The organism is Virgibacillus sp. CM-4 (assembly GCF_000445495.1).
GTDB lineage: Bacteria > Bacillota > Bacilli > Bacillales > Amphibacillaceae > Virgibacillus > Virgibacillus salexigens.
In genome coordinates, this window is the sequence record NZ_AUQA01000002.1 from 1,092,667 (window position 1) to 1,114,733 (window position 22,067).

General features: G+C 36.8%; 24 protein-coding genes. 8 read left to right on the forward strand and 16 right to left on the reverse strand.

Annotation, left to right across the window (positions count from 1 at the left end; translation table 11 throughout):
* The first annotated feature begins 95 nt into the window (after nucleotides 1-95).
* Nucleotides 96-947, forward strand: a complete 852-nt coding sequence (locus M948_RS28645) for a lipoate--protein ligase family protein (protein ID WP_021289865.1) — start codon at nucleotides 96-98, stop codon at nucleotides 945-947.
* A gap of 36 nt (nucleotides 948-983) precedes the next feature.
* On the opposite strand, the gene pta is transcribed toward M948_RS28645, so the two are convergent.
* The gene (gene pta / locus M948_RS28650; RefSeq protein WP_021289866.1) at nucleotides 984-1,955 is read right to left on the reverse strand and encodes a phosphate acetyltransferase; all 972 of its coding nucleotides are present in this window, start codon (nucleotides 1,953-1,955) and stop codon (nucleotides 984-986) included.
* A 266-nt stretch (nucleotides 1,956-2,221) separates the two neighbouring features.
* Between pta and hemQ the strand changes: the two genes are divergently transcribed.
* Nucleotides 2,222-2,968, forward strand: coding sequence for a hydrogen peroxide-dependent heme synthase (hemQ, locus tag M948_RS28655; RefSeq protein ID WP_021289867.1), 747 nt, complete (start codon nucleotides 2,222-2,224; stop codon nucleotides 2,966-2,968).
* A gap of 46 nt (nucleotides 2,969-3,014) precedes the next feature.
* Here the strand turns inward: hemQ and M948_RS43450 are convergent, their stop codons facing one another.
* Nucleotides 3,015-3,179, reverse strand: coding sequence for a hypothetical protein (locus M948_RS43450; RefSeq protein WP_021289868.1), 165 nt, complete (start codon nucleotides 3,177-3,179; stop codon nucleotides 3,015-3,017).
* Nucleotides 3,180-3,370: 191 nt separating this feature from the next.
* Here M948_RS43450 and M948_RS28660 point away from each other — a divergent pair, with 191 nt between their 5' ends.
* From M948_RS28660 to M948_RS28675, 4 genes are all read left to right on the forward strand, one after another.
* On the forward strand, nucleotides 3,371-4,312 hold the full coding sequence (locus tag M948_RS28660; RefSeq protein ID WP_369759835.1) for an SDR family oxidoreductase: 942 nt from the start codon (nucleotides 3,371-3,373) through the stop codon (nucleotides 4,310-4,312).
* Between the two features lie 114 nt (nucleotides 4,313-4,426).
* Nucleotides 4,427-4,852 carry a cell wall hydrolase gene (locus M948_RS28665; RefSeq protein ID WP_021289870.1) on the forward strand — a complete coding sequence of 142 codons (426 nt, stop codon included), beginning with the start codon at nucleotides 4,427-4,429 and terminating at the stop codon, nucleotides 4,850-4,852.
* A gap of 36 nt (nucleotides 4,853-4,888) precedes the next feature.
* Nucleotides 4,889-5,359: a spore coat protein GerQ gene (gene gerQ, locus M948_RS28670; protein WP_021289871.1), complete on the forward strand. Its 471-nt coding sequence runs from the start codon at nucleotides 4,889-4,891 to the stop codon at nucleotides 5,357-5,359.
* Between the two features lie 116 nt (nucleotides 5,360-5,475).
* The gene (locus M948_RS28675) at nucleotides 5,476-5,727 is read left to right on the forward strand and encodes a hypothetical protein (RefSeq protein ID WP_021289872.1); all 252 of its coding nucleotides are present in this window, start codon (nucleotides 5,476-5,478) and stop codon (nucleotides 5,725-5,727) included.
* Nucleotides 5,728-5,745: 18 nt separating this feature from the next.
* Here the strand turns inward: M948_RS28675 and M948_RS28680 are convergent, their stop codons facing one another.
* From M948_RS28680 to M948_RS28710, 8 genes are all read right to left on the reverse strand, one after another.
* Nucleotides 5,746-6,114, reverse strand: a complete 369-nt coding sequence (locus tag M948_RS28680) for a DUF423 domain-containing protein (RefSeq protein ID WP_021289873.1) — start codon at nucleotides 6,112-6,114, stop codon at nucleotides 5,746-5,748.
* A gap of 20 nt (nucleotides 6,115-6,134) precedes the next feature.
* A complete protein-coding gene (locus M948_RS28685; protein ID WP_021289874.1) occupies nucleotides 6,135-6,440 on the reverse strand; it encodes a YwdI family protein in 306 nt (101 codons plus the stop codon).
* A 227-nt stretch (nucleotides 6,441-6,667) separates the two neighbouring features.
* Nucleotides 6,668-6,811 carry a hypothetical protein gene (locus M948_RS43455; RefSeq protein WP_021289875.1) on the reverse strand — a complete coding sequence of 48 codons (144 nt, stop codon included), beginning with the start codon at nucleotides 6,809-6,811 and terminating at the stop codon, nucleotides 6,668-6,670.
* Nucleotides 6,812-6,992: 181 nt separating this feature from the next.
* Nucleotides 6,993-7,565 carry a cytochrome c oxidase subunit 3 gene (locus M948_RS28690; protein ID WP_021289876.1) on the reverse strand — a complete coding sequence of 191 codons (573 nt, stop codon included), beginning with the start codon at nucleotides 7,563-7,565 and terminating at the stop codon, nucleotides 6,993-6,995.
* Entirely contained in the window at nucleotides 7,558-9,354 is a 1,797-nt protein-coding gene (locus M948_RS28695) for a cytochrome c oxidase subunit I (RefSeq protein WP_369759837.1), read from the reverse strand. Before M948_RS28695 ends, M948_RS28690 begins: the two co-directional genes overlap by 8 nt.
* A gap of 140 nt (nucleotides 9,355-9,494) precedes the next feature.
* Entirely contained in the window at nucleotides 9,495-10,187 is a 693-nt protein-coding gene (gene coxB / locus M948_RS28700; RefSeq protein WP_196806069.1) for a cytochrome c oxidase subunit II, read from the reverse strand.
* 242 nt (nucleotides 10,188-10,429) lie between these two features.
* Complete coding sequence (locus M948_RS28705) at nucleotides 10,430-10,729, reverse strand: phasin family protein (RefSeq protein WP_021289879.1); 300 nt, start codon at nucleotides 10,727-10,729, stop codon at nucleotides 10,430-10,432.
* 12 nt (nucleotides 10,730-10,741) lie between these two features.
* Entirely contained in the window at nucleotides 10,742-12,388 is a 1,647-nt protein-coding gene (locus tag M948_RS28710) for an ABC1 kinase family protein (RefSeq protein ID WP_021289880.1), read from the reverse strand.
* A 127-nt stretch (nucleotides 12,389-12,515) separates the two neighbouring features.
* Here M948_RS28710 and M948_RS28715 point away from each other — a divergent pair, with 127 nt between their 5' ends.
* Nucleotides 12,516-13,865, forward strand: coding sequence for a YjiH family protein (locus tag M948_RS28715; RefSeq protein WP_021289881.1), 1,350 nt, complete (start codon nucleotides 12,516-12,518; stop codon nucleotides 13,863-13,865).
* Nucleotides 13,866-14,103: 238 nt separating this feature from the next.
* Here M948_RS28715 and M948_RS43980 read toward each other — a convergent pair whose 3' ends face one another.
* The 4 genes from M948_RS43980 to M948_RS28730 all read right to left on the reverse strand — a co-directional run bounded on the left by M948_RS43980 (nucleotide 14,104) and on the right by M948_RS28730 (nucleotide 17,224).
* On the reverse strand, nucleotides 14,104-14,226 hold the full coding sequence (locus tag M948_RS43980; RefSeq protein ID WP_148530707.1) for an IS3 family transposase: 123 nt from the start codon (nucleotides 14,224-14,226) through the stop codon (nucleotides 14,104-14,106).
* A 51-nt stretch (nucleotides 14,227-14,277) separates the two neighbouring features.
* Nucleotides 14,278-15,105 carry a sugar nucleotide-binding protein gene (locus M948_RS28720; RefSeq protein ID WP_021289882.1) on the reverse strand — a complete coding sequence of 276 codons (828 nt, stop codon included), beginning with the start codon at nucleotides 15,103-15,105 and terminating at the stop codon, nucleotides 14,278-14,280.
* A gap of 30 nt (nucleotides 15,106-15,135) precedes the next feature.
* The gene (locus M948_RS28725; protein ID WP_021289883.1) at nucleotides 15,136-16,152 is read right to left on the reverse strand and encodes an acyltransferase family protein; all 1,017 of its coding nucleotides are present in this window, start codon (nucleotides 16,150-16,152) and stop codon (nucleotides 15,136-15,138) included.
* 220 nt (nucleotides 16,153-16,372) lie between these two features.
* Complete coding sequence (locus M948_RS28730; RefSeq protein ID WP_021289884.1) at nucleotides 16,373-17,224, reverse strand: non-homologous end joining protein Ku; 852 nt, start codon at nucleotides 17,222-17,224, stop codon at nucleotides 16,373-16,375.
* Nucleotides 17,225-17,341: 117 nt separating this feature from the next.
* Between M948_RS28730 and M948_RS28735 the strand changes: the two genes are divergently transcribed.
* The gene (locus M948_RS28735; RefSeq protein WP_021289885.1) at nucleotides 17,342-19,132 is read left to right on the forward strand and encodes a DNA ligase D; all 1,791 of its coding nucleotides are present in this window, start codon (nucleotides 17,342-17,344) and stop codon (nucleotides 19,130-19,132) included.
* Between the two features lie 217 nt (nucleotides 19,133-19,349).
* On the opposite strand, the gene M948_RS28740 is transcribed toward M948_RS28735, so the two are convergent.
* The gene (locus tag M948_RS28740; protein ID WP_021289886.1) at nucleotides 19,350-20,372 is read right to left on the reverse strand and encodes a potassium channel family protein; all 1,023 of its coding nucleotides are present in this window, start codon (nucleotides 20,370-20,372) and stop codon (nucleotides 19,350-19,352) included.
* A 182-nt stretch (nucleotides 20,373-20,554) separates the two neighbouring features.
* Nucleotides 20,555-21,949: an L-cystine transporter gene (locus tag M948_RS28745; protein WP_021289887.1), complete on the reverse strand. Its 1,395-nt coding sequence runs from the start codon at nucleotides 21,947-21,949 to the stop codon at nucleotides 20,555-20,557.
* Nucleotides 21,950-22,067: the final 118 nt, after the last annotated feature.

Here is a 22,067-nt window from a genome sequence, read left to right on the forward strand (position 1 = left end):
CCGGCCAATACTATCAGTCATTTAGAAACATAATTCTAAGAAAAAAGCTAAAAATACACTTACAATTTCATTGCAAGTAAATCAAGGAGTTAACTATGAAAAATTGGGAAGACATCATTCAACAAGATACATTTCGATACATCGACCATTCCGCGATATCCACCTTTCATAATGAATCGTTTACAGCTCTTCATTCTTTTGCTATTGATGATGCTCTGGCATTATCAATAAGTAATAAATTTTCACCATCAACCTTACGCCTATGGGTGCATGAAAATACGATTGTCCTCGGCATCCCCGATGCCAAGCTTCCCTACATCGATGAAGGGATTCAATTGCTTAAAAAGGCAGGATTCCAAGTGATTATTCGCAATTCGGGCGGCTTAGCTGTGGCTTTAGATGATGGTGTACTCAATATTTCCTTAATTCTTCCTGGGGTGAAAGATCTATCCATTCATGAAGGATATGAAGCAATGGTTAGTTTTGTTAAACACATACTGAAAGACTTAACAGATCAAATTGAAGCATACGAAATTATAAACTCCTATTGTCCTGGAGAGTATGATCTAAGCATTAACGGAAAGAAATTTGCTGGAATTTCACAACGTAGAGTTAAAAATGGAGTAGCTGTACAAATATACTTGGATATAGAAGGCAATAGTTATAAACGAGCAACTCTGATTAAAAATTTTTACGAGACGAGCAAAAAAGGCGAATCCACAAAATTCAGCTATCCTTCTGTAGATCCAAATGTAATGGCGTCTTTATCTGACTTATTACGGACAAAATTAACCGTTAAGGATATCAAAGAACGGATCACTCAGGCATTAGCAGATTTTAATAATCAAATTATTGAATCTCCCTTTTCTGAACCAGAGCTAGCAGATTATCAAAAACGCCTCGAACAAATGAAAAAACGTAATGAACGAATACGAAATGAAGGCTAAAAAAGCTTGCATGGGCGACCCCATAGCAAGCTTTATTTATTCTGCCTGAGCAGCAGTAATTAATGCTAAATTATATACATCTTCCGCGCTACAGCCACGTGATAAGTCATTTACTGGTTTATTCAAACCTTGGAGAATTGGTCCAACTGCCTCAAACTCACCTAAACGTTGGGCAATTTTATAGCCGATATTCCCTGCTTCCAAACTTGGAAATACAAAGACATTCGCATCTCCTTGTAGTTCAGCATCCGGGGCTTTTTTCTTTGCTACACTTGGTACAAAGGCAGCATCGAATTGAAATTCTCCATCAATTGTTAGTGAAGGATTCTTTTCTTTTGCAATGGATAGGGCTTCTACTACACGTTCTGTTTCCTCTGATTTTGCTGAACCCTTTGTAGAAAAACTGAGCATTGCTACACGTGGATTCACATCAAACAGTTCTGCGGTTGTCGCACTTTCCACAGCAATTTCAGCAAGATCTTGACTATTCGGGGCAATGTTAATCGCACAATCTGCGAACACATACTTCTCTTCACCACGAACCATAATGAACACACCAGACGTTTTTTGAACCCCTTCTTTCGTTTTGATAATTTGCAATGCAGGCCTAACTGTATCAGCTGTCGAATGAGTAGCACCACTTACTAGGCCATCTGCTTGATTCATATAGACAAGCATGGTACCAAAATAATTTTCATCAAGTAGAATTTTTTTTGCATCTTCTTTTGAAACTTTACCTTTACGGCGTTCTACAAACGTCTCAACCATAAGGTCAAATTCCGGAAATTCAGCTGGATCCATTAGTTTACAACGGGATACATCCACACCGACTTCTTCTCCTTTTTGTTTAATAGCCGTTTTATCTCCAATTAGGATTGGTGTTAAAATCCCTGCTGCAGCTAATTGACTTGCAGCTGTTAATATACGTTCATCTGTCCCTTCCGGAAACACGATCGATTTATTTTGGTTAGAAACCTTTTCTTTCACTTGATCGAATAATTCACTCACTTTTATAAAACCTCCTAAATGGATATAGTTAAATAGTAGATGATTCTTAGCATAAATGAAAGCAATTGTTACTGCATGGACGTTTTTTGACAGTCCAATGACAATTCTAACATGGCGTGTCAATTACAAGTCTACATCATGAATATCCTTCCCCAAATATGCTATAGTAAAAATGGAAATAAATAAATTATTGATAGAGATAGTTAGAGGTCTATACTAGATCTTTTGGCCACCTCTACTAGTTGATATAAAAAGGAGAGATAGTGATGGTAGAAGCAGTAGAAACCATGGATGGTTGGTATAGCCTGCATGATTTCCGCACTGTGGATTGGACTTCTTGGAAGTTAGCTACAGAAGAAGAAAGAAAAGAGGCTATTGAAAGCCTTCAACAATTGTTGGCAGCATGGGAGAAAGTAGAAGAAGAAAATAATGGAAGTCACGTGCTTTATAATATTGTTGGGCAAAAAGCAGACCTGATGTTTATGTTCTTACGACCAACAACAAACGAGTTGTCTGAAATTGAAACAGAGCTTAATAAATCTAAAATGGGAGAATTTTTAATTCCTGCACACTCTTATGTATCTGTTGTAGAGTTATCTAAGTACCGTCCATATAAAGTGGAAAAACCAGAGGAGCTTCCCGAGATAGCAAAACGGCTAAAACCAATACTACCTAAATGGGAGCATGTGTGTTTCTATCCAATGGACAGACGACGTCAAGGGGAAGAAAATTGGTATACACTGGAAAAAGACGTCAGAGGGCAATTGCTTTATGAACATAGTAAGACAGGTCGTAAATATGCAGGCAAAGTTAGCCAAATTATTACCGGCTCGATTGGATTAGACGATTGGGAATGGGGCGTTACTTTATTTGCACACGATCCATTACAGTTCAAAAAAATTGTCTATGAAATGCGTTTTGACGAAGTAAGTTCGAAATACGGAGAGTTCGGTGAATTCTTTGTTGGAAATCACCTTCCAAATGATGCCATCGCAGCTTACTTAAATATATAATAAGTAATTAGGAATGCCCCTGTTCAGGCGGCATTCCTTTTTTTGATTAAATAAGTGGAAAATACGGTTTATACTGTGGATTTGAGTAATAAGGTGGCCGCTCACCAATAACTGGCATGGACCAGCTTTCATCAAGGTAATGCATTCTGACCCGTTCCTCTGAATGTCCAATTAACAACCACGTTACCTTTGGGTGAAATGTAATTAACAATAAACTTCCCTCCCCTTTCTATAGTCTATGATATAACTTTCCGGTTGAAACAAGTCTAGCTAATAAATCAATCTAACTAGCACATAGACAGCAGCCCATTCATACAGTATTACATAAATGAAAAAGGAGGGTTTAAGTTGAAAGAAGGTCATTCTCGTAACCAATTTCCATCTGAAGAGGAATTACGTGATATACGAGCGTATCAGAAATGGTTTGAGGAAAACAAACAAACAGACCCCTATCCGCTCTATCCTAATTATGGAAAAATCACTCGCTATGAAGACATACCTTTAAGTAATCCAGAACAACGCCAATTAAGTCAGCCAGGGCATGAAGACTTCATGGTACCAAAACCAATCATTGAAAATCCACATTATCAAGGGAGTAATAAATTAAAGGATAAAGTTGCTTTAATTACTGGTGGAGATAGTGGTATAGGGGCTTCGGCTGCAATTGCCTTTGCAAAAGAGGGAGCAAATGTAGCAATTGCTTACTTAGATGAACAGAAAGATGCAGAACGAACGAAAAAACGAATTGAAGCTCATGATCAGAAATGTTTGTTAATACCAGGTGATTTAACAGAAAGACAACATTGTAAATTAATCGTAGATAAAACCATCGATGCTTTTGGGAGATTAGACATACTTTGTAATAATGTTGGTATTCAATTTCAGCAAAATGATTTATTAGATATTACAGATGAACAATTTGATACAACATTTAAGATAAATATTTACTCGCATTTCTATACAACAAAAGCAGCCTTACCCTATTTAAAACCAGGAAGCTCAATTATTGGGACTACATCCGTAGTTACATATGCAGGGGAACCGTTATTAATTGATTACACTGCCACCAAAGGCGCTATTGTAGGCTGGACTAGATCCCTTGCAAAAAATGTGGCAAGCCAAGGTATTCGTGTGAATGCTGTAGCTCCGGGAAGAATTTGGACGCCACTAATACCAGCAAGCTTTTCATCTGACATGAATGCCCTGCATGGCACAAACTTATTTAATCGGATTGGTCAGCCATTTGAACTAGCACCTACTTATGTTTACCTTGCATCAGATGACTCAAGACTAGTTACAGGGCAGGTCCTGCATGTGGATGGTGGGGAATCTACAAATTCATAACCATTTTTCTAGGGTGTTTTTTGTCCTCATTTTTTCAATCATTTAAACATATTTCCCTTCGTCATTACATACATATACTAGTGCAACCAGATTGGACAGAAATGAGGAATGCTAATGGCCGTTGTCAAACATACAGATAAGGATGTAGCACTCCTTGCAAGATTAATGCGTGCAGAGGCAGAAGGGGACGGAAACTTAGGTATGCTAATGGTTGGAAATACCGGAATTAATCGTGTCATTTCCGACTGCCTTGATTTCACTGATATTCGCACCATTAATGATATGGTATATCAAAGTCCTGGCGGATTTGAGGCAACCCAAAAAGGGTATTTTTATCAACGCGCTCGAGAGTCTGAGAAACGTTTGGCAAGAAGGGTGATTCAAGGAGAACGGCAGCACCCTGCTACCAACTCCTTATGGTTTTTCATGCCAGCAGGGGCATGCCCTGCTCAATGGTATGGTCAATCAAATGTTGGTAGATTCAAGTCCCACTGTTTTTTTGCACCAACAGCGGAAGAATGCCCAAGTGTCTTCCGTTAGTTCAAAAATTCAAAAAGATGTACAGGAGGTTTTTAAATGAGTGATAACCAGGAAAACAACAACCAGCAGGCAAATGCCTATCAACAACCTTATCCATATTACTATTACCCAGCGACATCTCCAGCCTATTACCCTGTTTACAATATGAGGCAATCAACCCAACCACCAATGCAACAATCTATGCAACAGGCACAGCCATACCCAACAAGTGGTGGTAACGGTCAAGGAATGATGCTACCTGAACAAGAATCGTATATTGAAAACATCCTTCGATTAAACAGAGGAAAAGAAGCGACGGTCTACATGACATTTGAGAATAATGAGCAGTGGAATGCCAAAGTTTTTAGAGGAATTATCGAAGCTGCTGGAAGAGACCATATCGTTTTAAGTGACCCTCAAACAGGAAAGCGATATTTACTATTAATGGTGTACTTAGATTATGTAACCTTTGATGAAGAATTAAATTACTCCTATCCTTATGGAAATACATCCTATTCTCCAAGATAATTATAGCTAAGAAAGTAATTGGAATGATATTTCTTCTAAGAAAGAGGGATGACACTTCATTCTATTGTGTCATCCCTCTATTTGTACCATTAGAAAGGTGTAGAGAGGTTGATTATATGAAACGACCTTATGAAAAATTTATCTTAATAGAGCTCATCTCTCTAATTGGTGCTGCAGTTATTGGGTTAATCGCGATGATTAAAGCATACACTGTACTTATTTTCTTCTGTATCTTACTTGTTATTGTAAGTCTTGCTTGTGATGCGTGGATAGATTGGAATACCTACAAATCACAACATGCATTAAAACAAGCTGCACGTGCATTATTGATATTGCTGTTTTCAATATTTTTTGTTTTCCAACTATAAGGATTGCTTTCTATAATACTATAAGTGTTTTACCACGAAGGTTCCCAAAAGTATCCAACCTATTAAAAACGCAACTCCTCCAATTGGTGTAATCATAGCAAATGTTTTAATAGCCGTTGTTGAATAAATATACAAACTTCCCGAGAATAAAATTATCCCAAAGAAAAACATCCACCCAGCCCACATGATACCTGCTGAATTTGCTTTCATCATTAAAATACCTGTTACTAATAAAGCCATCGTGTGGAACATTTGATAGTTCACAGCTTTTTCCCAGGTTGCGATCGCACTTTTAGAGATTTTACCTTCCAATCCATGAGCTCCGAATGCGCCTAATGCCACAGCTAAAAACCCATTGATAATACCCAATAATAAGAATAGCTTCATGTTATTTTACACCTCTTTATTTAAAATTCAAATAGTGATTCACCATTCGCTCCATCATGATCGGCGGTAGATTTGTAAATTGATTCGGCATGCGTTTTTGCTTTCATCTCGCCAAGCATAGCCTTCATCTCCGCAGCAGAGATATCATTTATAGCTGTTTTAGTTGGTTTAGAATTTTCTTCTATATCTTCTTCAAGGAATAAATCACATAATAAACGAACATTACTAATATGTTTATACATTTCCTTTGAATGTTCCTCTACCTGCTTTGCAGATTGTAGTTCATTTATCATTTTTTGAATGATAGTGGAGTTTGCTACTGCCATCTTTTTATGTACCCCTTCCTTGTTTTTCTTCTTCTATTATAAAAGGATTTATATCTATAAACAAACAGTTTACTTCCCATTGTTTCTGTCCGTTAATTCCATGAATAACCCCTGGTACAATTTATACTTTTAGGCAATAAAAAAGCCCTGTTCGACAGGACCTTGTTACTGGTTTTCATTTTTATCAACTCGATACCTATCATATGAGACCCTATTATCCATATCCATTACCCTAAGTATTCCAATACACTTTTAGGTTGTTCCTCTATATAGCGTTTATACACCCATTGCAAAAACTGTATTTCCTTCTCCTGCAATTTCCTGCCAAGCTTCTTCTCTGTATCATCACATACCTGTAAAAAGCTAACCATACGCTTAAGATTCCCCCTACTAATACCGAGTTAATATGCTATTACATTGTACCGCTGTTTATGGCTATAATCAACTACAATATAAAAAATAGGCAGAATTTACAGATAACTACTGTTTTTGACAAAATGGAAGAAATATAACCTGACACCATTCCTTGTAAGTATACTTTTTTCACCCTAATTAGAGATATGGTAAATATACCAACAAAATGATGAAAACCCAAACGACATCAACAAAATGCCAGTAATACGAGAAAATGATTTGTTTTTCCATATACAAGGAATAGGATACCTTAGGTCGATAGTAATGAAGGAATAATACAATCATCCAGCCAATGCCAAAGGCAACATGCGCAGCATGCAGACCTACGAGAACATAGAAAGATGCTAAGAATATGCTGGTAGTTATACCATACCCTTCCTGTACAAATGTATAAAACTCATGAATTTCTAATCCAAGAAAAGCGAAAGCGCATAATAAGGTAGCACCTAGCCCGACGATCACCTTTGTTTGATTCTTCTTTTCTATTCCCTTTTCAGCTATAAGCAACGTCCCACTACTAGATAAAAGAAAAAACGATGAAAGCAAAACCGTCCTCGCTTCAAACACTTCCGTAGGATAGGGTCCTTTAGCTGCTGGTGTAAAAATAAAATATGTCGCAAACAAAACAGCAAACATAATTGCTTCCACACCCAAATATATAAAGAAGCCAATCTTCTTATCTTGAAATAACGCTGCTTCTTGACTATTCATACGGATCTTCCTTCCCATAGAAACTTTCTCGTTCATCTGTAAAGGATCGTACAATGAGTAGCGAAAATAATAGTACTGCCCCAGCTATCGTCAACCAATACCATGTAAATGTTAGTCCTGTACATATTACTAGCAATGCCATGGCAATGAAAAATGGTTGAATCGTTTCTTGCTCCAATGGCTTTATTCTAACTGCTAAAGTAGTTGCTAGCGATCTGTTTTCAATTTTCGCAAACCAGAAAACGTCTATTTCATCGACAATTGGCATTGGTTCAAATGTATGTTCCGGGGCAGGTGAAGCTTCGGTCCATTCTAATGTACGACCATTCCATGGATCATTCCCAACTTTTTCACCTTTTTTATGTGTTATATACACATTCCAAACAGCAAATAGCATGCTTATTCCCATTAAAAAAGCACCCACTGTACTTGCAGCGTTTAGAAGAAAAATACCGTCTGCTTGGGTATATGTGTAGACACGACGTGGCATTCCCTCCAATCCCGTAATATGCATGGGGAAAAAAGTTAAATGAAATCCAATGAGAAATGTCCAAAAATGCCATTTGCCTAACTTTTCGTCTAAAATATAGCCAGTGATCTTAGGGTACCAATAATACAATCCAGCAAATACACCTAATATCGTAGAAGCAATAATCACATAGTGAAAATGAGCGACCACAAAGTGTGTATCGTGGAATTGAAAATCTGCAGCAGATACAGAAAGCATTACCCCTGTTACTCCACCCATTACAAAGGAAGGAATAAAACCTAACGCAAATAGCATTGGTGTTGTAAAATGAATAACCCCACCACGCATTGTAAATAGCCAATTAAAAACCTTGATTCCTGTAGGGACAGCAATTGCCATGGTGGTAATCGCAAAAAATGTATTTGCCATTGGTCCAAGTCCTACCGTAAACATGTGATGCGACCAAACCATAAACCCTAAAAATCCAATTAAAGTAATAGATACGACCATAACTGGATAGCCAAAAATACGCTTTCGAGAAAACGTAGCAATAATATCAGAGAAGATGCCAAAAGCTGGCAATGCCAGAATATACACTTCAGGATGTCCAAAAATCCAGAATAAATGCTGCCAAAAAATTGGATCGCCTTCTTCTCCAGAGAAGAACCCCGTTCCAAATAATCTGTCAAACATGAGAAGATATAGGGCAATTGCCAATACCGTAAAAGCGATTAAAATTAGAAAGGAAGTGATTAAGGTTGCCCAAGCAAACAAGGGCATTCTTGTATACTTCATTCCTGGTGCTCGATGACGCATAATCGTAACAATTAAGTTAAGTGCTGTAAAAATGGTACCTAACCCGGATATTTGCAAACCAAAAACATAAAACTCTGTTCCTGCACCAGGTGTATATTCAGCCCTTGATAACGGTGTATAGCCTGTCCAACCAACTTCTGGAGTCATATTTATAAAAAATGCTATATTAAAGAAAAGGGAACCAGCGAAAAACAGCCAAAACCCTAGTGCATTTAAAAATGGAAATGCTAAATCTCTTGCACCAATTTGCAAAGGAACCGCAATATTCATGAGTCCCAACAATAGTGGCATGGCAACAAAAAAGATCATTAATGTACCATGTGTTGTAAATACTTCGTTATATTTTTCGCCTTGGAAGACCCAAAAATCATTATTTGGTATTGCTAATTGAGCTCGAATAAACAATGCATCTAATCCAGCCCTAAAAAAGTAGATAATACCAAACAATATATACATGATTCCTATTCTTCGATGATTCATCGTTCTTAGATACTTCCAAATCATGCTAAACTTCCGCTTCTTTATGATGAAGAATCCAATGATAATAGCTAATAGGATAGAAGTAATCCATGCAGCTATAACATCAGAAGGAATCATTACATTTTGTCCAAATAAGGATAGCTTCATAAACGTTCACCTCATACTTATTGCGATTCCTGTATTAGATATTCCTGATAATCTTCTTTAGCTACTACCTTTGTTTTAAAGGTCATATTAGCATGAGCAAGTCCACAATATTCCGCACACTTCCCTTGATAAGATCCTTTTTCTGGTTTTTTTATTTCATAAGTTATTTCTTTTCCAGGCATAACATCGACTTTGCCACCTAATTTAGGAGCCCAAAAGGAGTGAATGACATCTTCAGAGGTCAAATGAAAAATAATTGGTTCTCCTTCTGGGATCACCAGTCGATTCATTTCTTTTTTGCCATTTTCATGTTGAAATGTCCAACTGAACTGCTTACCTATTACATCAATATGTACTCCGTTCTTCTTTCTATCTTGCGGTGCTTTGGCTGATTGTTCATAAGTAATGGCAATTGTTGGTACAGCTAAAACAATGAGTAATAGAATAGGCAACACAATCCATGTAATTTCTAACTTCCGATTTCCTTTTACATCTTCTGGTAGATCGTCCTTCCTTTTTTCCGTAAATCGATATTTATATACAAAACGAATAAATAAAGTAAAAACCGTAACCACAACAATCATCATGAGCCAAAAACTAAAATTAATTAAGAATGCTTGTTCACTAGCTGTCTCACTTTTGGGCTGCAGTACGGTAATATTACATCCAGCTAAGAAAATCAACATAAAAAGCCATACTATTTTTTTCATGATACATCCAACCTTTTCAGGGAATGAATACTTCATGTACCGTTACCCCAAAGATACGACATCAAAACTTTATCTTCACCCGCCCATTGCAAATGGCGCGAGCGCTGATCAATAATGTTGGCTTTCATCACGAAGCGATGAAGTTTCTTTTCCATAATATAAGTATTTCTTATCGTAAAAAATTCTCATTTCTTATAAAAAACGAGCGACACCAATGTATGGCCGCTCGCTTTTGTCCTTGCTTATTCTTCTTCTAATTTACTTTCCAATTCTGTAATTCTTGCTCTTAGTTCGTTGATATCTTCCTTCGTAGCTAATCCAAATTCTTTAGCTAATTTTTGTGTTTGCTCGTATTGTTGAGAGTTCCATTCGTCCTTCTTCATTTCACCTTTATCCACGAAGTTTTGCAGCACTGTTCTCGCTTGTTCTTGAGTAAGTTCATTTTTATCAACCAGCTGTTTTACTTTACTTTCAAACTTTTCTTTACTTGTTACAGCTGCACCTAACCCTAATAGAAATCCTTTTTTTAGAACATCATTCACGTTAACACCCCCTTACATTTTATCTCGAATGACGTTGTAATGTTTATATAATAATCCCACTAGCAGAATGGAGAATAACCCGATTCCCCAAAGTGCTATATGGGTAACGAGTTGCAGCTGAACATAATAGCCTACAAAACTACAACCGATACTCACAAGCAGCAGGATAAAATGAATGATTTCTAAAAAAATAAAATAGTGATGCTTTAAGTTTTTTTGCTGTTTTTGATTATCCCACTGTCTATCTTTTTCCCCATTTTCCAACCAGTTTAACATTGCTTTTGGATAAGATAAAACTGGTTTGACTGTATCTTTCACATATTGTTTATAAATGGATTCGGCTAAGTTCCGTCCGCCGAACCATTTTTTTATTTTTGGTTTTGCCCATTTTTGAATATCCACATCAGGATAAATAGCTAATAATATACCAAGTACAATGGAAATAGCTCTTCCTAAATAAGCATATTCAGCGGATAACTGAATTGGTTGATCCTTAATAAGTAACCGAATATCTTCTTTTAATTGTTCCATTGTATTCATATCAACCATATGAAATGCGCCATTTTGATAAAGCTCAATCGTATCTCGGATCAGCCGTTTCAATTTTCTGCGATCCGCGTTTGGAAGAAGGAAATCCATTTCATCTAGAATTTCAATTACTCGATCATAATCATCCATGATAATATTTTGAATGAGGCGCTTAAAATAGTGTGTGTCTTGTTTACGCACTTCACCAACCATACCAAAGTCAATGATAACAACAGTTCCATTTGGCTGGATTAATAAATTCCCTGCATGCGGATCAGCGTGGAATTTACCAGGATTGAGAAACTGCTCTAAATAAAAGTCAAATATGGTTCTTGCAATATGCTCCGTTGATAGTTGATGTCGATACATATAATTAGTATCTGTAATTTTAGCTCCATCTACCCACTCTATAACAAGCACTTTTTTTGTACAAAGATTTTCCATATAGTATGGGATATGGATAGCTTCATTATCCTCAAATCGATCTTGAAAATAATGAGCGTGATTCAATTCCTGATCAAAATCAAGTTCCTTATTCATGACGGTAACTAGTTCACGATATAATGCTGGTAAATCTGCTTTCTTACCAAAAGAAGTAAATACAGAAATCAACCAAAAAACGATTCGCAAGGCTTTGAAATCTTTATGAAATATTTCTCTAACACGATAACGCTGCACTTTAATTGCTACTTCTGTGCCGCTATCTTTTAATTTGGCATGATAAACTTCCCCAATCGACGCAGATGCTACCGATGCAAATTGAATTTCATCTAAATAATGATATATATCCTCGCCCCATTCTTCCTCTAATAGCTTTCTTGCATATGTAAACGGCATAGGTGGAACCCGGTCGACCAATCCGCTTAATTCTTTGATAAACGCATCTGGCATAAAATCTGTTCTAGTACTAAGGAATTGTCCTACTTTAATTAGCACGCCGCCCAGATGTATTGCCTTCTCCCGATATTCTTTAGCCATAGTAGTAACTAAAGCATTCCACTTTTGTAACGTCCGCTCATCCCATACACGGTTTTTAAAATAAAAGAAATAAATTTTAAAAATAAATTTAATTGTCATCCATACCATTACACTAGAGCGATAGCTCAACTTATATTTTAAACCCTTATTCACCCAGAACACCTCATTATTATTTACCCTAACCTGAATCTCCTCTAAACATCGTCTCCGTTAATTTTTAGTTGGACATCAGCTATATTTCCCTTATAATAAAGAAGAATACGGAACGCTGGGGGTTCTTATGAAAAACAATAATTATTCCATAACAGATCACTTGAAATTTATTATACCATCCCTAATCGGTATCTTCTTATTTATGTCTCCAATGCAGACGGACGAAGGATTAACGATTCCTATAGCGATCCTTGCTGGTTATGTCCAAGATTTGTTAGCCGATCAATTATCAGCTATTATGATGATTATTATCGTTATTACTGCAGTCATGAGTGTGCTCGCTAAAATAATAGGACGGGATCGATTAAATCGTACACCTTTCTTTCAACAGCTATTTCATGTTAGTAGCTTTTGGACAATTACGCGTGTACTAGCGGCTATTTTTGCGATTATGGTCTATTTTCGACTAGGGCCAGCATTCATTCATGGTGAAGCAACAGGACAATTATTACTTGATGATCTTTTACATGTGCTGTTTGCTGTGTTTCTTTTCGCTGGCCTATTCCTCCCTTTACTTATGAACTTCGGATTACTTGAGTTATTTGGGACGTTAATGACAAAAATTATGCGTCCGCTCTTTCGTTTACCAGGACGTGGGTCCATCGATTCCTTAGCCTCTTGGGTTGGAGATGGCACAATTGGTGTCTTACTTACTAGTAAACAGTATGAAGAAGGTTATTATACGAAAAGAGAAGCAGCAGTAATCGGAACAACCTTTTCGGTCGTATCCATTACCTTCTCACTCGTTATCATTTCTGAAGTGAATCTTGGCGATATGTTCCTCCCATTTTATGGAACAGTATTAGTTGCTGGATTCGTAGCTGCTCTAATTATGCCGCGTATTCCACCACTTTCTCGAAAAGCAGATACATATGTTAACGAGAACGCTGATGGAATAACAGAAGAAATACCCGATGGAGACAATGTTCTAACTTTTGGTTATAAAAAAGCCTTAACTCGTGCACAAAAAGAAAAAAGCATCTATCAATTCATAAAAGAGGGCGGCCAAAATATCCTCGACATGTGGATGGGTGTTGCTCCAGTTGTCATGGCATTTGGACTTATTGCTTTAATAATTGCTGAAAACACACCTGTATTTCAGTGGTTAGGTGTGCCATTCATTCCATTATTGGAACTTCTACAAATCCCATCTGCCCAAGCTGCCTCTGAAACAATATTAATTGGATTTGCGGATATGTTCTTACCAGCAATTTTTGCCTCCTCTATTGAAGAGGAAATCACTAGATTTATTATTGCAGCTTTATCTGTTACTCAGTTAATTTATATGTCAGAAGTAGGTGGTTTATTATTAGGTTCCAAAGTACCAGTTTCGTTTAAAGACCTAGTTATAATCTTCCTATTACGTACAATTATTACACTACCAATTATTACATTAATCGCTCATATTATTTTCTAATGAAAAAACAGTTTTGTGCTGAAATAACCCAACCGTAGCTTGTAGAGAAACCCCGTGTTTTTCTACAAGCTTTTTTGATAAGTAGCGCCTTTTCTCTGTTCCACTTAGGATCTAAATGGTTCCCTTTTCCCTGATCGAAACCAAATCATCATCGTCTCTAGAAATTCAATCTTAAGAATAAGGCTGTCGAGTAAAATGTGGAAATAAGCCTCAAGCATTTTGTTCTATACTCAAAGTGCTATGGCCGTTTTTTCCTTTTTGAATCTTCGTAGATATATTCATCTATGGCTTTTGAAAGATTCTCACATGTGCCATATTTTTGCGTATAGAAAAACTCCCCTTTAGATAAAACAGATTGTATTTTTTATCTGTTTACCTTAAGGGGAGATACCACGTTCTCAACCATCTTATATTACGTTTTTTGTTGTTTCATTAATTCTTTTATTTTTTCGGTGTGCAAGGAAGTGTTTTTAGGGATTTCTTGATCAACCTCTTCTTCTTCACTAGCTTTTTCCACAAAACCAGGGTCAAATCCTAATTGTTCTGCTGTTAACCCCATAAATTCATAAAAGCTTTTTGGTTCTGTAGATCCGGCATTAAACACTCCTACTATATCATTACTCACCATTTCTACAATCACTTCTGCAAGATCTTCTACATGACAAAATGTCCGAAACAAATCATCTCGAAAATGAATGGCCTTTCCCGCCCGTAAATGATAGGATAATCGATCGGTTCGTTCATCCATTTTCCCGATTTGATTTTCACCAAAAACCGGACCAACTCGCACTATTACATAATTGGTTAACTCATTTGCAATAAACCGCTCTGCTTTTACTTTGCCATTGGCATAGTTACTTAATTTATGTTCATCAGGTAATGTCGTAACCGGATCTGTCTCTGAATAAGGACCTTTACCCGCACTGTAGACATAGTCAGATGATATATAGACAAGTTTCGTTTCAGGGGTAATGTGTGTTAATAAATGCATTAACCCTTGTTCGGTTAACTGTTGTTCTTGTGGACCGCTCATTACAGACCATACAATTACATCTGGCTGTTCCGCTTTATAAAAGTCCGAGAATGATTCTGGTTCATTTATATCTAACCTAGTTAAATCGTCAAATAACGGTGGCTCATCCAAATAGGTACCACTTACACTTACTTTGGGGATTTCTTTTAATCGTTTGTAGACAGAACTTCCAACATAACCACTTGCTCCAAACACACAAACTTTCATGAATATCTTTCCCCTTTCCTAGCCGTTTTTTTAGGATTCCGTTTTTGGATGATGCTTAAACTTATGATTAAATGCTTGCTTCATTATCGATGCCTTTCCTTCGATAAAAGGCTGCCAAATACCCAATACAGGACGACTTGACAAGACAAGAACAATCAATAATGATAGTGCGGCAAGACCGATAAAGTCAATGACGCCATTAATTTCGAATAACTCTGCTTGACGGAAAAACTGGATAAAAAATCCGTGTAATAAATAAACATACAGTGTCCGAGCTCCTAATGCTGTCCACCTAAACTTCCTTGTCGGTATCCATGCTAGAACACTAATTACCATTAATCCAGCAGTTAAATAAACGAGTAATCGGGCAAGCCCCCCAAATTCGGCCAAACCTAGATCTCCATAGGATTTTGAAGCTAGCAGCCAACCTGAATTAAAGTCCGGTAAATAATAAATAGCTGCTGCAATTCCAATCATGACGATTAAGGATGCAAGCTTCACTCCTTTATTTTTCAAGAGCATCATTTGTTTTTCTGTAACCAAATATCCAATCAAGAAAAACGGGAAGAATACGAACGTACGAGATAAGCTGAATGTGTGTCCTATTTCGCCGAAGTACCCCACAATAAGACCTAATTGAACAGCAATTACAACGCTCAATACAGGTGGAAGCTTTTTAAACCAATATAAGAGCATATGCCAACAGAATAAACTAAATAAAAACCACAATGCCCAATGTGGACTAAATAAATCCGTTTGCCACCCTGATTTTCCAATTAAATAGTAATAACCAGAGTATAAAATTTGAAAAATCACATATGGAATTAATAATTTTTTTATTAAGTTAAAGATATATTTTATATTCCCGGATCCTTTTGCAAAAAAACCTGAGAGCAAAATAAACGCAGGCATATGGAAGGTATATATCCACATATAAAGTGTGTTAATGGTTGTAGATTGGTCTGTGAATGGTTGAATCATATGTCCAAAGACAACCAGAACAATTAATATTACTTTCGCATTATCAAAAAAGGCGTTTCTTTCCATCCATGCTCATCCTTTTTTAAATGAAATCATTCAATTAAATAAAATTATTGTGCACTATCCACTTTACCCTTTTTTTATGAGAAGTATATAGGTTCATTGACGATTTCATAGACTTGTTAGAAGTTTGTAAACTAGTTGCAAAATTACCACCAAAATTACCATTTGTGTTTATGAAAAATCTGAAAACAAAAAGTGCCTCCATTCATAGGAGGCAACCCTTTTAAGAACCAGTCTTTTTCTTTTTGGTTGTCTTTGTTTTTTGTTTCGGTTTCGTTGGTTGTTTAGGTTTAGGCTTATCTTGCTTGGCACGATCTAATGACGCTTGTAGTGCATCCATTAAATTTGTAGCTGCTTCAGGTGAAGGTTTATCCGCAGCTGTAGCCGTTTGGTCATCATTCTTTTTCTGCTCGATTAATTCCAGCAATGCATTCCTGTATTCATCTTCATATTTTGTTGGGTCAAACTCACTTGTAAGTTGATCAATAAGCATTTTAGCTGTATCAAGTTCACTCTTGTCTGTTTCTACTTCATCAGGAACATTTGGAACATCTTGTACGTTTCTTACTTCATCTGGAAAATGTATCGTTTCAACTACTAGTGTATTCTTGTAAACACGAATAACGGCAAGTTGTTCTTTGGAGCGAATAATCATTTTAGCAATACCGATCTTTTTCGTATCTTTTAATGCATTACGGAGTAAACCATATGCTTTGGAACCACCTTCATTTGGTGATAAATAATAACTCTTCTCGAAATAAATTGGATCGATCTCCTCTAGTTGAACAAAATCAACGATTTCTACAGCTTTGTCTTCCTGCTCTTTTTTTAAAGCTTCCAAATCTTCTTCGTCTAGTACAACAAACTTGTTTTTTGCATATTCATAAGCCTTAACAATTTCATTATTTTCAACTGGCCGATCGCATACTGGACACGTCCGTTCGTATTTTATTGGCGATTGGCACTCCTTATGGAGCTGTCGTAGCTTTACATCTTTATTCTCCGTTGCAGCATGCATTTTCACTGGTATATTTACTAAGCCGAAGCTGATTGTTCCTTTCCACATTGTATGCATGAAAAAACCTCCCTTTTTTATAGTTTGTCGGGAAAATAAAAATTTATCCCATTGTTTAAGAACCACGTACGGAGTTAAAACTACGGGTAGCAATATCAGGAGGGAGGGAACAAACAAATGATGAAACCTATTGCCAGCAAAGCTATCCCAAAAGGGAAAGAATGGCTCTATGAAGTGAAATATGATGGATTCCGCTGTACATTACAGTGGGATCAGGCGTCGATCCAATTAATAAGTAAAAACAATAAAGATTTAACAAATAAATTCCCTGAAATTATAGCAGACTGTCGCTCACAACAAGAGGGGTTGATAAAGTACCTACCTCTTCAACTAGACGGTGAATTGGTAATAATGAACAACAACATACAAGCAAACTTCGGTTGGGTACAAAAACGAGGAAGGATGAAAACAAAAGAAGTGATTGAAGAAGCAGCACGAAACCGACCAGCAAGCTTGCAACTATTCGATATCACAAAAATACAAGGAAAACCTTTAGAACAACAGACGTTAACTCAAAGAAAACGATTTCTTACGCAGCTATTTAAAGAAGTGAAATTCTCAAGGCTGCATAATGTTCCATGCGAGGAAAACTCCCACTTTCTCTGGGATCGTGTCTTTATGAATAAGGGCGAAGGTATTATTGCAAAGCGAAAGAGTAGTGCATATAAATTAGGAAAAAATCATCAAGACTGGTTCAAAATTAAAAATTGGAGAAAGCTACACGGTTTTTTAACAGCTTTTCATACAGCTAATAGTTACTTTACGGTGGGTGTGTTTGATGGAAATAATGTCCTTGAGATCGGTAAATGCAAACACGGCTTAGAATCAAAAACATTTCAAACCTTAACAGACATATTCCGATCAAAAGGAGAGAAGCAAGGAGACAAGTATATACTGCCACCGGCTATTTGTGCAGAAATTCATAGTTTAGATTTATATGAACAAGAGCTGCGTGAACCTGAATTCGTTGCTATACTACCCGATATGAATGCACAAGACGTTACGTTAGAGCAGTTACGCATAGATATGGCAATGTTGCCTGAGAAGATTGATTTGACTAACACAACGAAAACGTTTTGGCCAGAACCTGATTACACGAAAGGCGATTTACTAACTTACATACGTGAAATTACGCCATATCTGCTTCCTCATGTTCGTAATCGCGCATTAACCGTTATTCGTGCACCAGATGGAGTTGAAGCTGAGCACTTCTTTCAAAAACATTTGCCAAATTACGCTCCAGCCTTTATTCCCAGACAAATGAATAAGGAAAGCAGCCTCATTTTATGTAATACATTGGATTCGCTCATTTGGTTTGCTAACCATGGAGCAGTTGAATTTCACGTTCCCTTTCAAACAATCAACCGCGAAATGCCGCAAGAAATTGTATTTGATTTGGATCCACCTCATCGAGATAGTTTTCCGCTTGCAGTGAAGGCGGCACAAATTATGAAACCACTACTAGATGATTTAGATTTAATCAGCTTTGTAAAAACGTCAGGTAATAAAGGATTGCAGATCTATATTCCAATTCCTCCAAACAGTATGACTTATGAACAAACAGCCTTATTTACACAATCGATTGCTTGGACAATGGAAAATGCTTATCCTGATCTATTCACAACCGAACGAATGAAAAATAAACGGAAGAACCGTTTGTATATTGACTATGTGCAACATGGAAAGAACAAAACTATTATTGCTCCCTACTCACCTAGATTAGCACCCGAAGGAACGGTTGCCACGCCATTATTTTGGGAAGAAATAAACGCTGAACTAACACCTTCATTATTTACAATTAGCAATGTGGTTGATCGTGTTAAATCTTTAGGCTGCCCGTTTTCTTCCTATGAAGATGCCAAAAAGAAACAAAACCTGGAAAAAATCTTACAATTATTAACAAGATAGAACGTGACTGGGACATAAGTAAGTATAACTTCCGTGCTTCTCGAGCATGCTTATCTGTTTGGATTTTCAACCATAACTGTCACCAAAGAAGACTCCATTTCTCTGTTTGAATAACTTGATTTAATTATTATATAAACAACAAAACCCGAATCTGTCTGGTATTCGGGTTTATTTAAATGGTTTAGCTAAATAACTCTTATTGCACGTATTATGGAACTTAAGCGATAATATTCTTGTAAGACGATTCATCACAAATAATAAATAAGGTTGCATTATCTGGAATGGGTTGTTTTAGCTGATGAATCACAGATAAATCGCTTCCGTTTGAAAGTAGCATTGCTCCATGATTAGCTAAATCTTTCCGAGCATCTTCATAGGTTTGCCATGTAGTCTTTTTATCAATTGAGTAAAGGTCATACCCTGTATTACTTGTTAACTGCCTAATTATTTCACTGGAGCCGTTATATAAAATGGACCGAGCAGCCAAGTGAGCTGTTGTATCATTAGCAGTTATAAATTCCTCGACGGAAACATGTTGGAAAGCTTGAATATGTCTAGACTCTAACACCTCACAAATGGTATATATATTCTTATCATACGCTTTGCCAATCCCCTCAATAATCGTTGCAATTAATAGGGTTTGCCCGTCAGCCTGCGAAGTTGCCACTGTATCTTCTGATGAAAACACCATTACCGATTGACTTTCTATCAGATTTGCTTGCAAGAGTACCTCTTTATTTGCAGGATTTCCATGAACAAACTCAACCTGTTCGTGTAACAGAGGTGTTTTAGTCAGTTTCTCATCAATAATAACAATCGCTATATCATCAAAAGTCTTCAGCAATTCTTCAAGTGTAATACTTGCTTTCTTCGTCCAATTTACTAAGATTATATGGTCTTTTGTTGCTATCTTCAATTTACCTTCCTCCTTTAACCGTTTGCGAACACTTAAGAAATCAACTGCCTTTCCAATGAAGATGGTCATTATACCAATACCAATAATATATAAAAACATGGCAAATATTTTCCCAAGCACCGTTGTTGGTGAGACATCCCCATATCCCACAGTAGTGACCGTTGTCATTGTCCACCAAAGTCCTTCAAACGGACTTTCAAACGTTGCAGGCTCTAAAAAGTAAATAAAATAGCTACTCACTAACACCAATGTTATTGTCGAAAGCAGCAGAAACCAATTATTTAAGCGAATAACTTTTACAAATAATTGTTTAAAGAAAATCACTCTATCCCCCCTTTTTACCTATTAAGATAGTAACATAAATTCCGAAGAAAGGCTTGGAATGTTTGGATCAGATTAACTTACAAACGACTAAGCTTACCTTCAAATAATACCAGAACTGCTTTCCCTTTACGTCCATGTAAAAAAGCCGCCCTATACCTTAGGACGACTCTCTATTTTCACCTTTATAAAGATGTAGTTTCTTCAATAGCGGTTTTATCGTTATACGTTTTTACATTCATTTTATTTAGTATTCGAGATGTTAATGTACCACTAACCATAGATCCATTAACATTTAAGGCTGTGCGCCCCATATCAATAAACGCTTCAATTGAAATTAACAACCCAGCTAAGGCAACTGGTAAATTCATGGAAGATAATACAATCAATGCAGCAAATGTTGCTCCTCCACCTACCCCAGCTATTCCAAATGAACTAATTCCTATAATGAGCACAAGTTGTATGATAAATGCAGGTGATAATGGATCAATTCCAACTGTCGGTGCAATCATAACTGCTAACATTGCAGGGTATATTCCTGCACACCCATTCTGCCCCATCGTTGCCCCAAATGAAGCAGACATATTTGCTACACCTTGATCAACACCTAGAGAATTTCGCTGTGCTTGAATATTCAATGGAATGGTACCAGCACTGGAACGTGACGTAAAAGCAAATCCTAATACCGGAATTACTTTACGTAAATAAGTAAATGGATTGAGCCCAAATAAACTCACCAATATCAAGTGGATAACAAACATTACCAACAAGGCTGCATACGAGGCAAGCACAAATTTTCCTAATTCCAGAATACCTGCAAAATCAGTGGTTGCGACCGTATTTGCCATTAGCGCTAGTATTCCATAAGGGGTAAGACGTAGAATTAATGTTACAATCCGCATAACGACAGCATAGAAAGAATTTACAATTTTTGTAAACATTTCGGCCTGCTCTGGATTTTTTCGCCGTACACCTAACACAGCTATTCCAACGATAACGGAGAATATAACAACAGCAATGACAGACGTTGACCGTTCCCCTGTCATATCTAAGAAAATGTTAGATGGAATAAAGTTAAGGATTTTCTGCGGTGCAGATTGTTCCTCCACTTCCCCTAACGTTGTTTCAAGCATGTTCCCTCGCTCATCTTCCGCTTGCCCTGCTTCTATCTGCTCTGCACTCAAATCAAATACAGTTGCAGAGACAATACCAATTAGAGCTGCAATCATTGTTGTTGAGATTAAAATCCCGATAATCCATGCAGACATCTTTCCTAATTCCGCTGTCTTCTCTAAATTGATAATGGATTGAATGATGGACACCATCACAAGCGGAACAACAATCATCATTAGAAAACGAATATATCCACTCCCAACAATACTATACCATTCGGCTGTTTCTGCTAGGACATTGGAACCTGCTCCGTAAATCAGCTGTAAGATAGCTCCTAGAACAATCCCAGCCCCTAGTCCAGTAAAAACACGTTTAGTAAATGAAAAATGTTTTTTCTGCATCCAAATAAGTAAACCAATTAAAATTAATAAGACCGCAATATTTATAACCGTATAAAGTATATCCATGATTCGAACCTCCCTTTTATTATTACAGATATGTTGTGCATATAAAGCTGAATTTATCATATGCGTATCTATTTTTATCGTTCCTGCTAATAAACAATTAATCCGATAAAAATAGTAA

Coding starts and splice junctions, on each gene's coding strand:
- M948_RS28645 (WP_021289865.1), top strand. CDS start 96: ATGAAAAATTGGGAAGACATCATTCAACAAGATACATTTCGATACATC.
- hemQ (WP_021289867.1), top strand. CDS start 2,222: ATGGTAGAAGCAGTAGAAACCATGGATGGTTGGTATAGCCTGCATGAT.
- M948_RS28665 (WP_021289870.1), top strand. CDS start 4,427: ATGGCCGTTGTCAAACATACAGATAAGGATGTAGCACTCCTTGCAAGA.
- gerQ (WP_021289871.1), top strand. CDS start 4,889: ATGAGTGATAACCAGGAAAACAACAACCAGCAGGCAAATGCCTATCAA.
- M948_RS28675 (WP_021289872.1), top strand. CDS start 5,476: ATGAAACGACCTTATGAAAAATTTATCTTAATAGAGCTCATCTCTCTA.
- M948_RS28680 (WP_021289873.1), bottom strand. CDS start 6,114: ATGAAGCTATTCTTATTATTGGGTATTATCAATGGGTTTTTAGCTGTG.
- M948_RS28685 (WP_021289874.1), bottom strand. CDS start 6,440: ATGGCAGTAGCAAACTCCACTATCATTCAAAAAATGATAAATGAACTA.
- M948_RS43455 (WP_021289875.1), bottom strand. CDS start 6,811: ATGGTTAGCTTTTTACAGGTATGTGATGATACAGAGAAGAAGCTTGGC.
- M948_RS28690 (WP_021289876.1), bottom strand. CDS start 7,565: ATGAATAGTCAAGAAGCAGCGTTATTTCAAGATAAGAAGATTGGCTTC.
- M948_RS28695 (WP_369759837.1), bottom strand. CDS start 9,354: ATGATTTGGAAGTATCTAAGAACGATGAATCATCGAAGAATAGGAATC.
- coxB (WP_196806069.1), bottom strand. CDS start 10,187: ATGAAAAAAATAGTATGGCTTTTTATGTTGATTTTCTTAGCTGGATGT.
- M948_RS28715 (WP_021289881.1), top strand. CDS start 12,516: ATGAAAAACAATAATTATTCCATAACAGATCACTTGAAATTTATTATA.
- M948_RS28720 (WP_021289882.1), bottom strand. CDS start 15,105: ATGAAAGTTTGTGTGTTTGGAGCAAGTGGTTATGTTGGAAGTTCTGTC.
- M948_RS28725 (WP_021289883.1), bottom strand. CDS start 16,152: ATGGAAAGAAACGCCTTTTTTGATAATGCGAAAGTAATATTAATTGTT.
- M948_RS28730 (WP_021289884.1), bottom strand. CDS start 17,224: ATGCATACAATGTGGAAAGGAACAATCAGCTTCGGCTTAGTAAATATA.
- M948_RS28735 (WP_021289885.1), top strand. CDS start 17,342: ATGATGAAACCTATTGCCAGCAAAGCTATCCCAAAAGGGAAAGAATGG.
- M948_RS28745 (WP_021289887.1), bottom strand. CDS start 21,949: ATGGATATACTTTATACGGTTATAAATATTGCGGTCTTATTAATTTTA.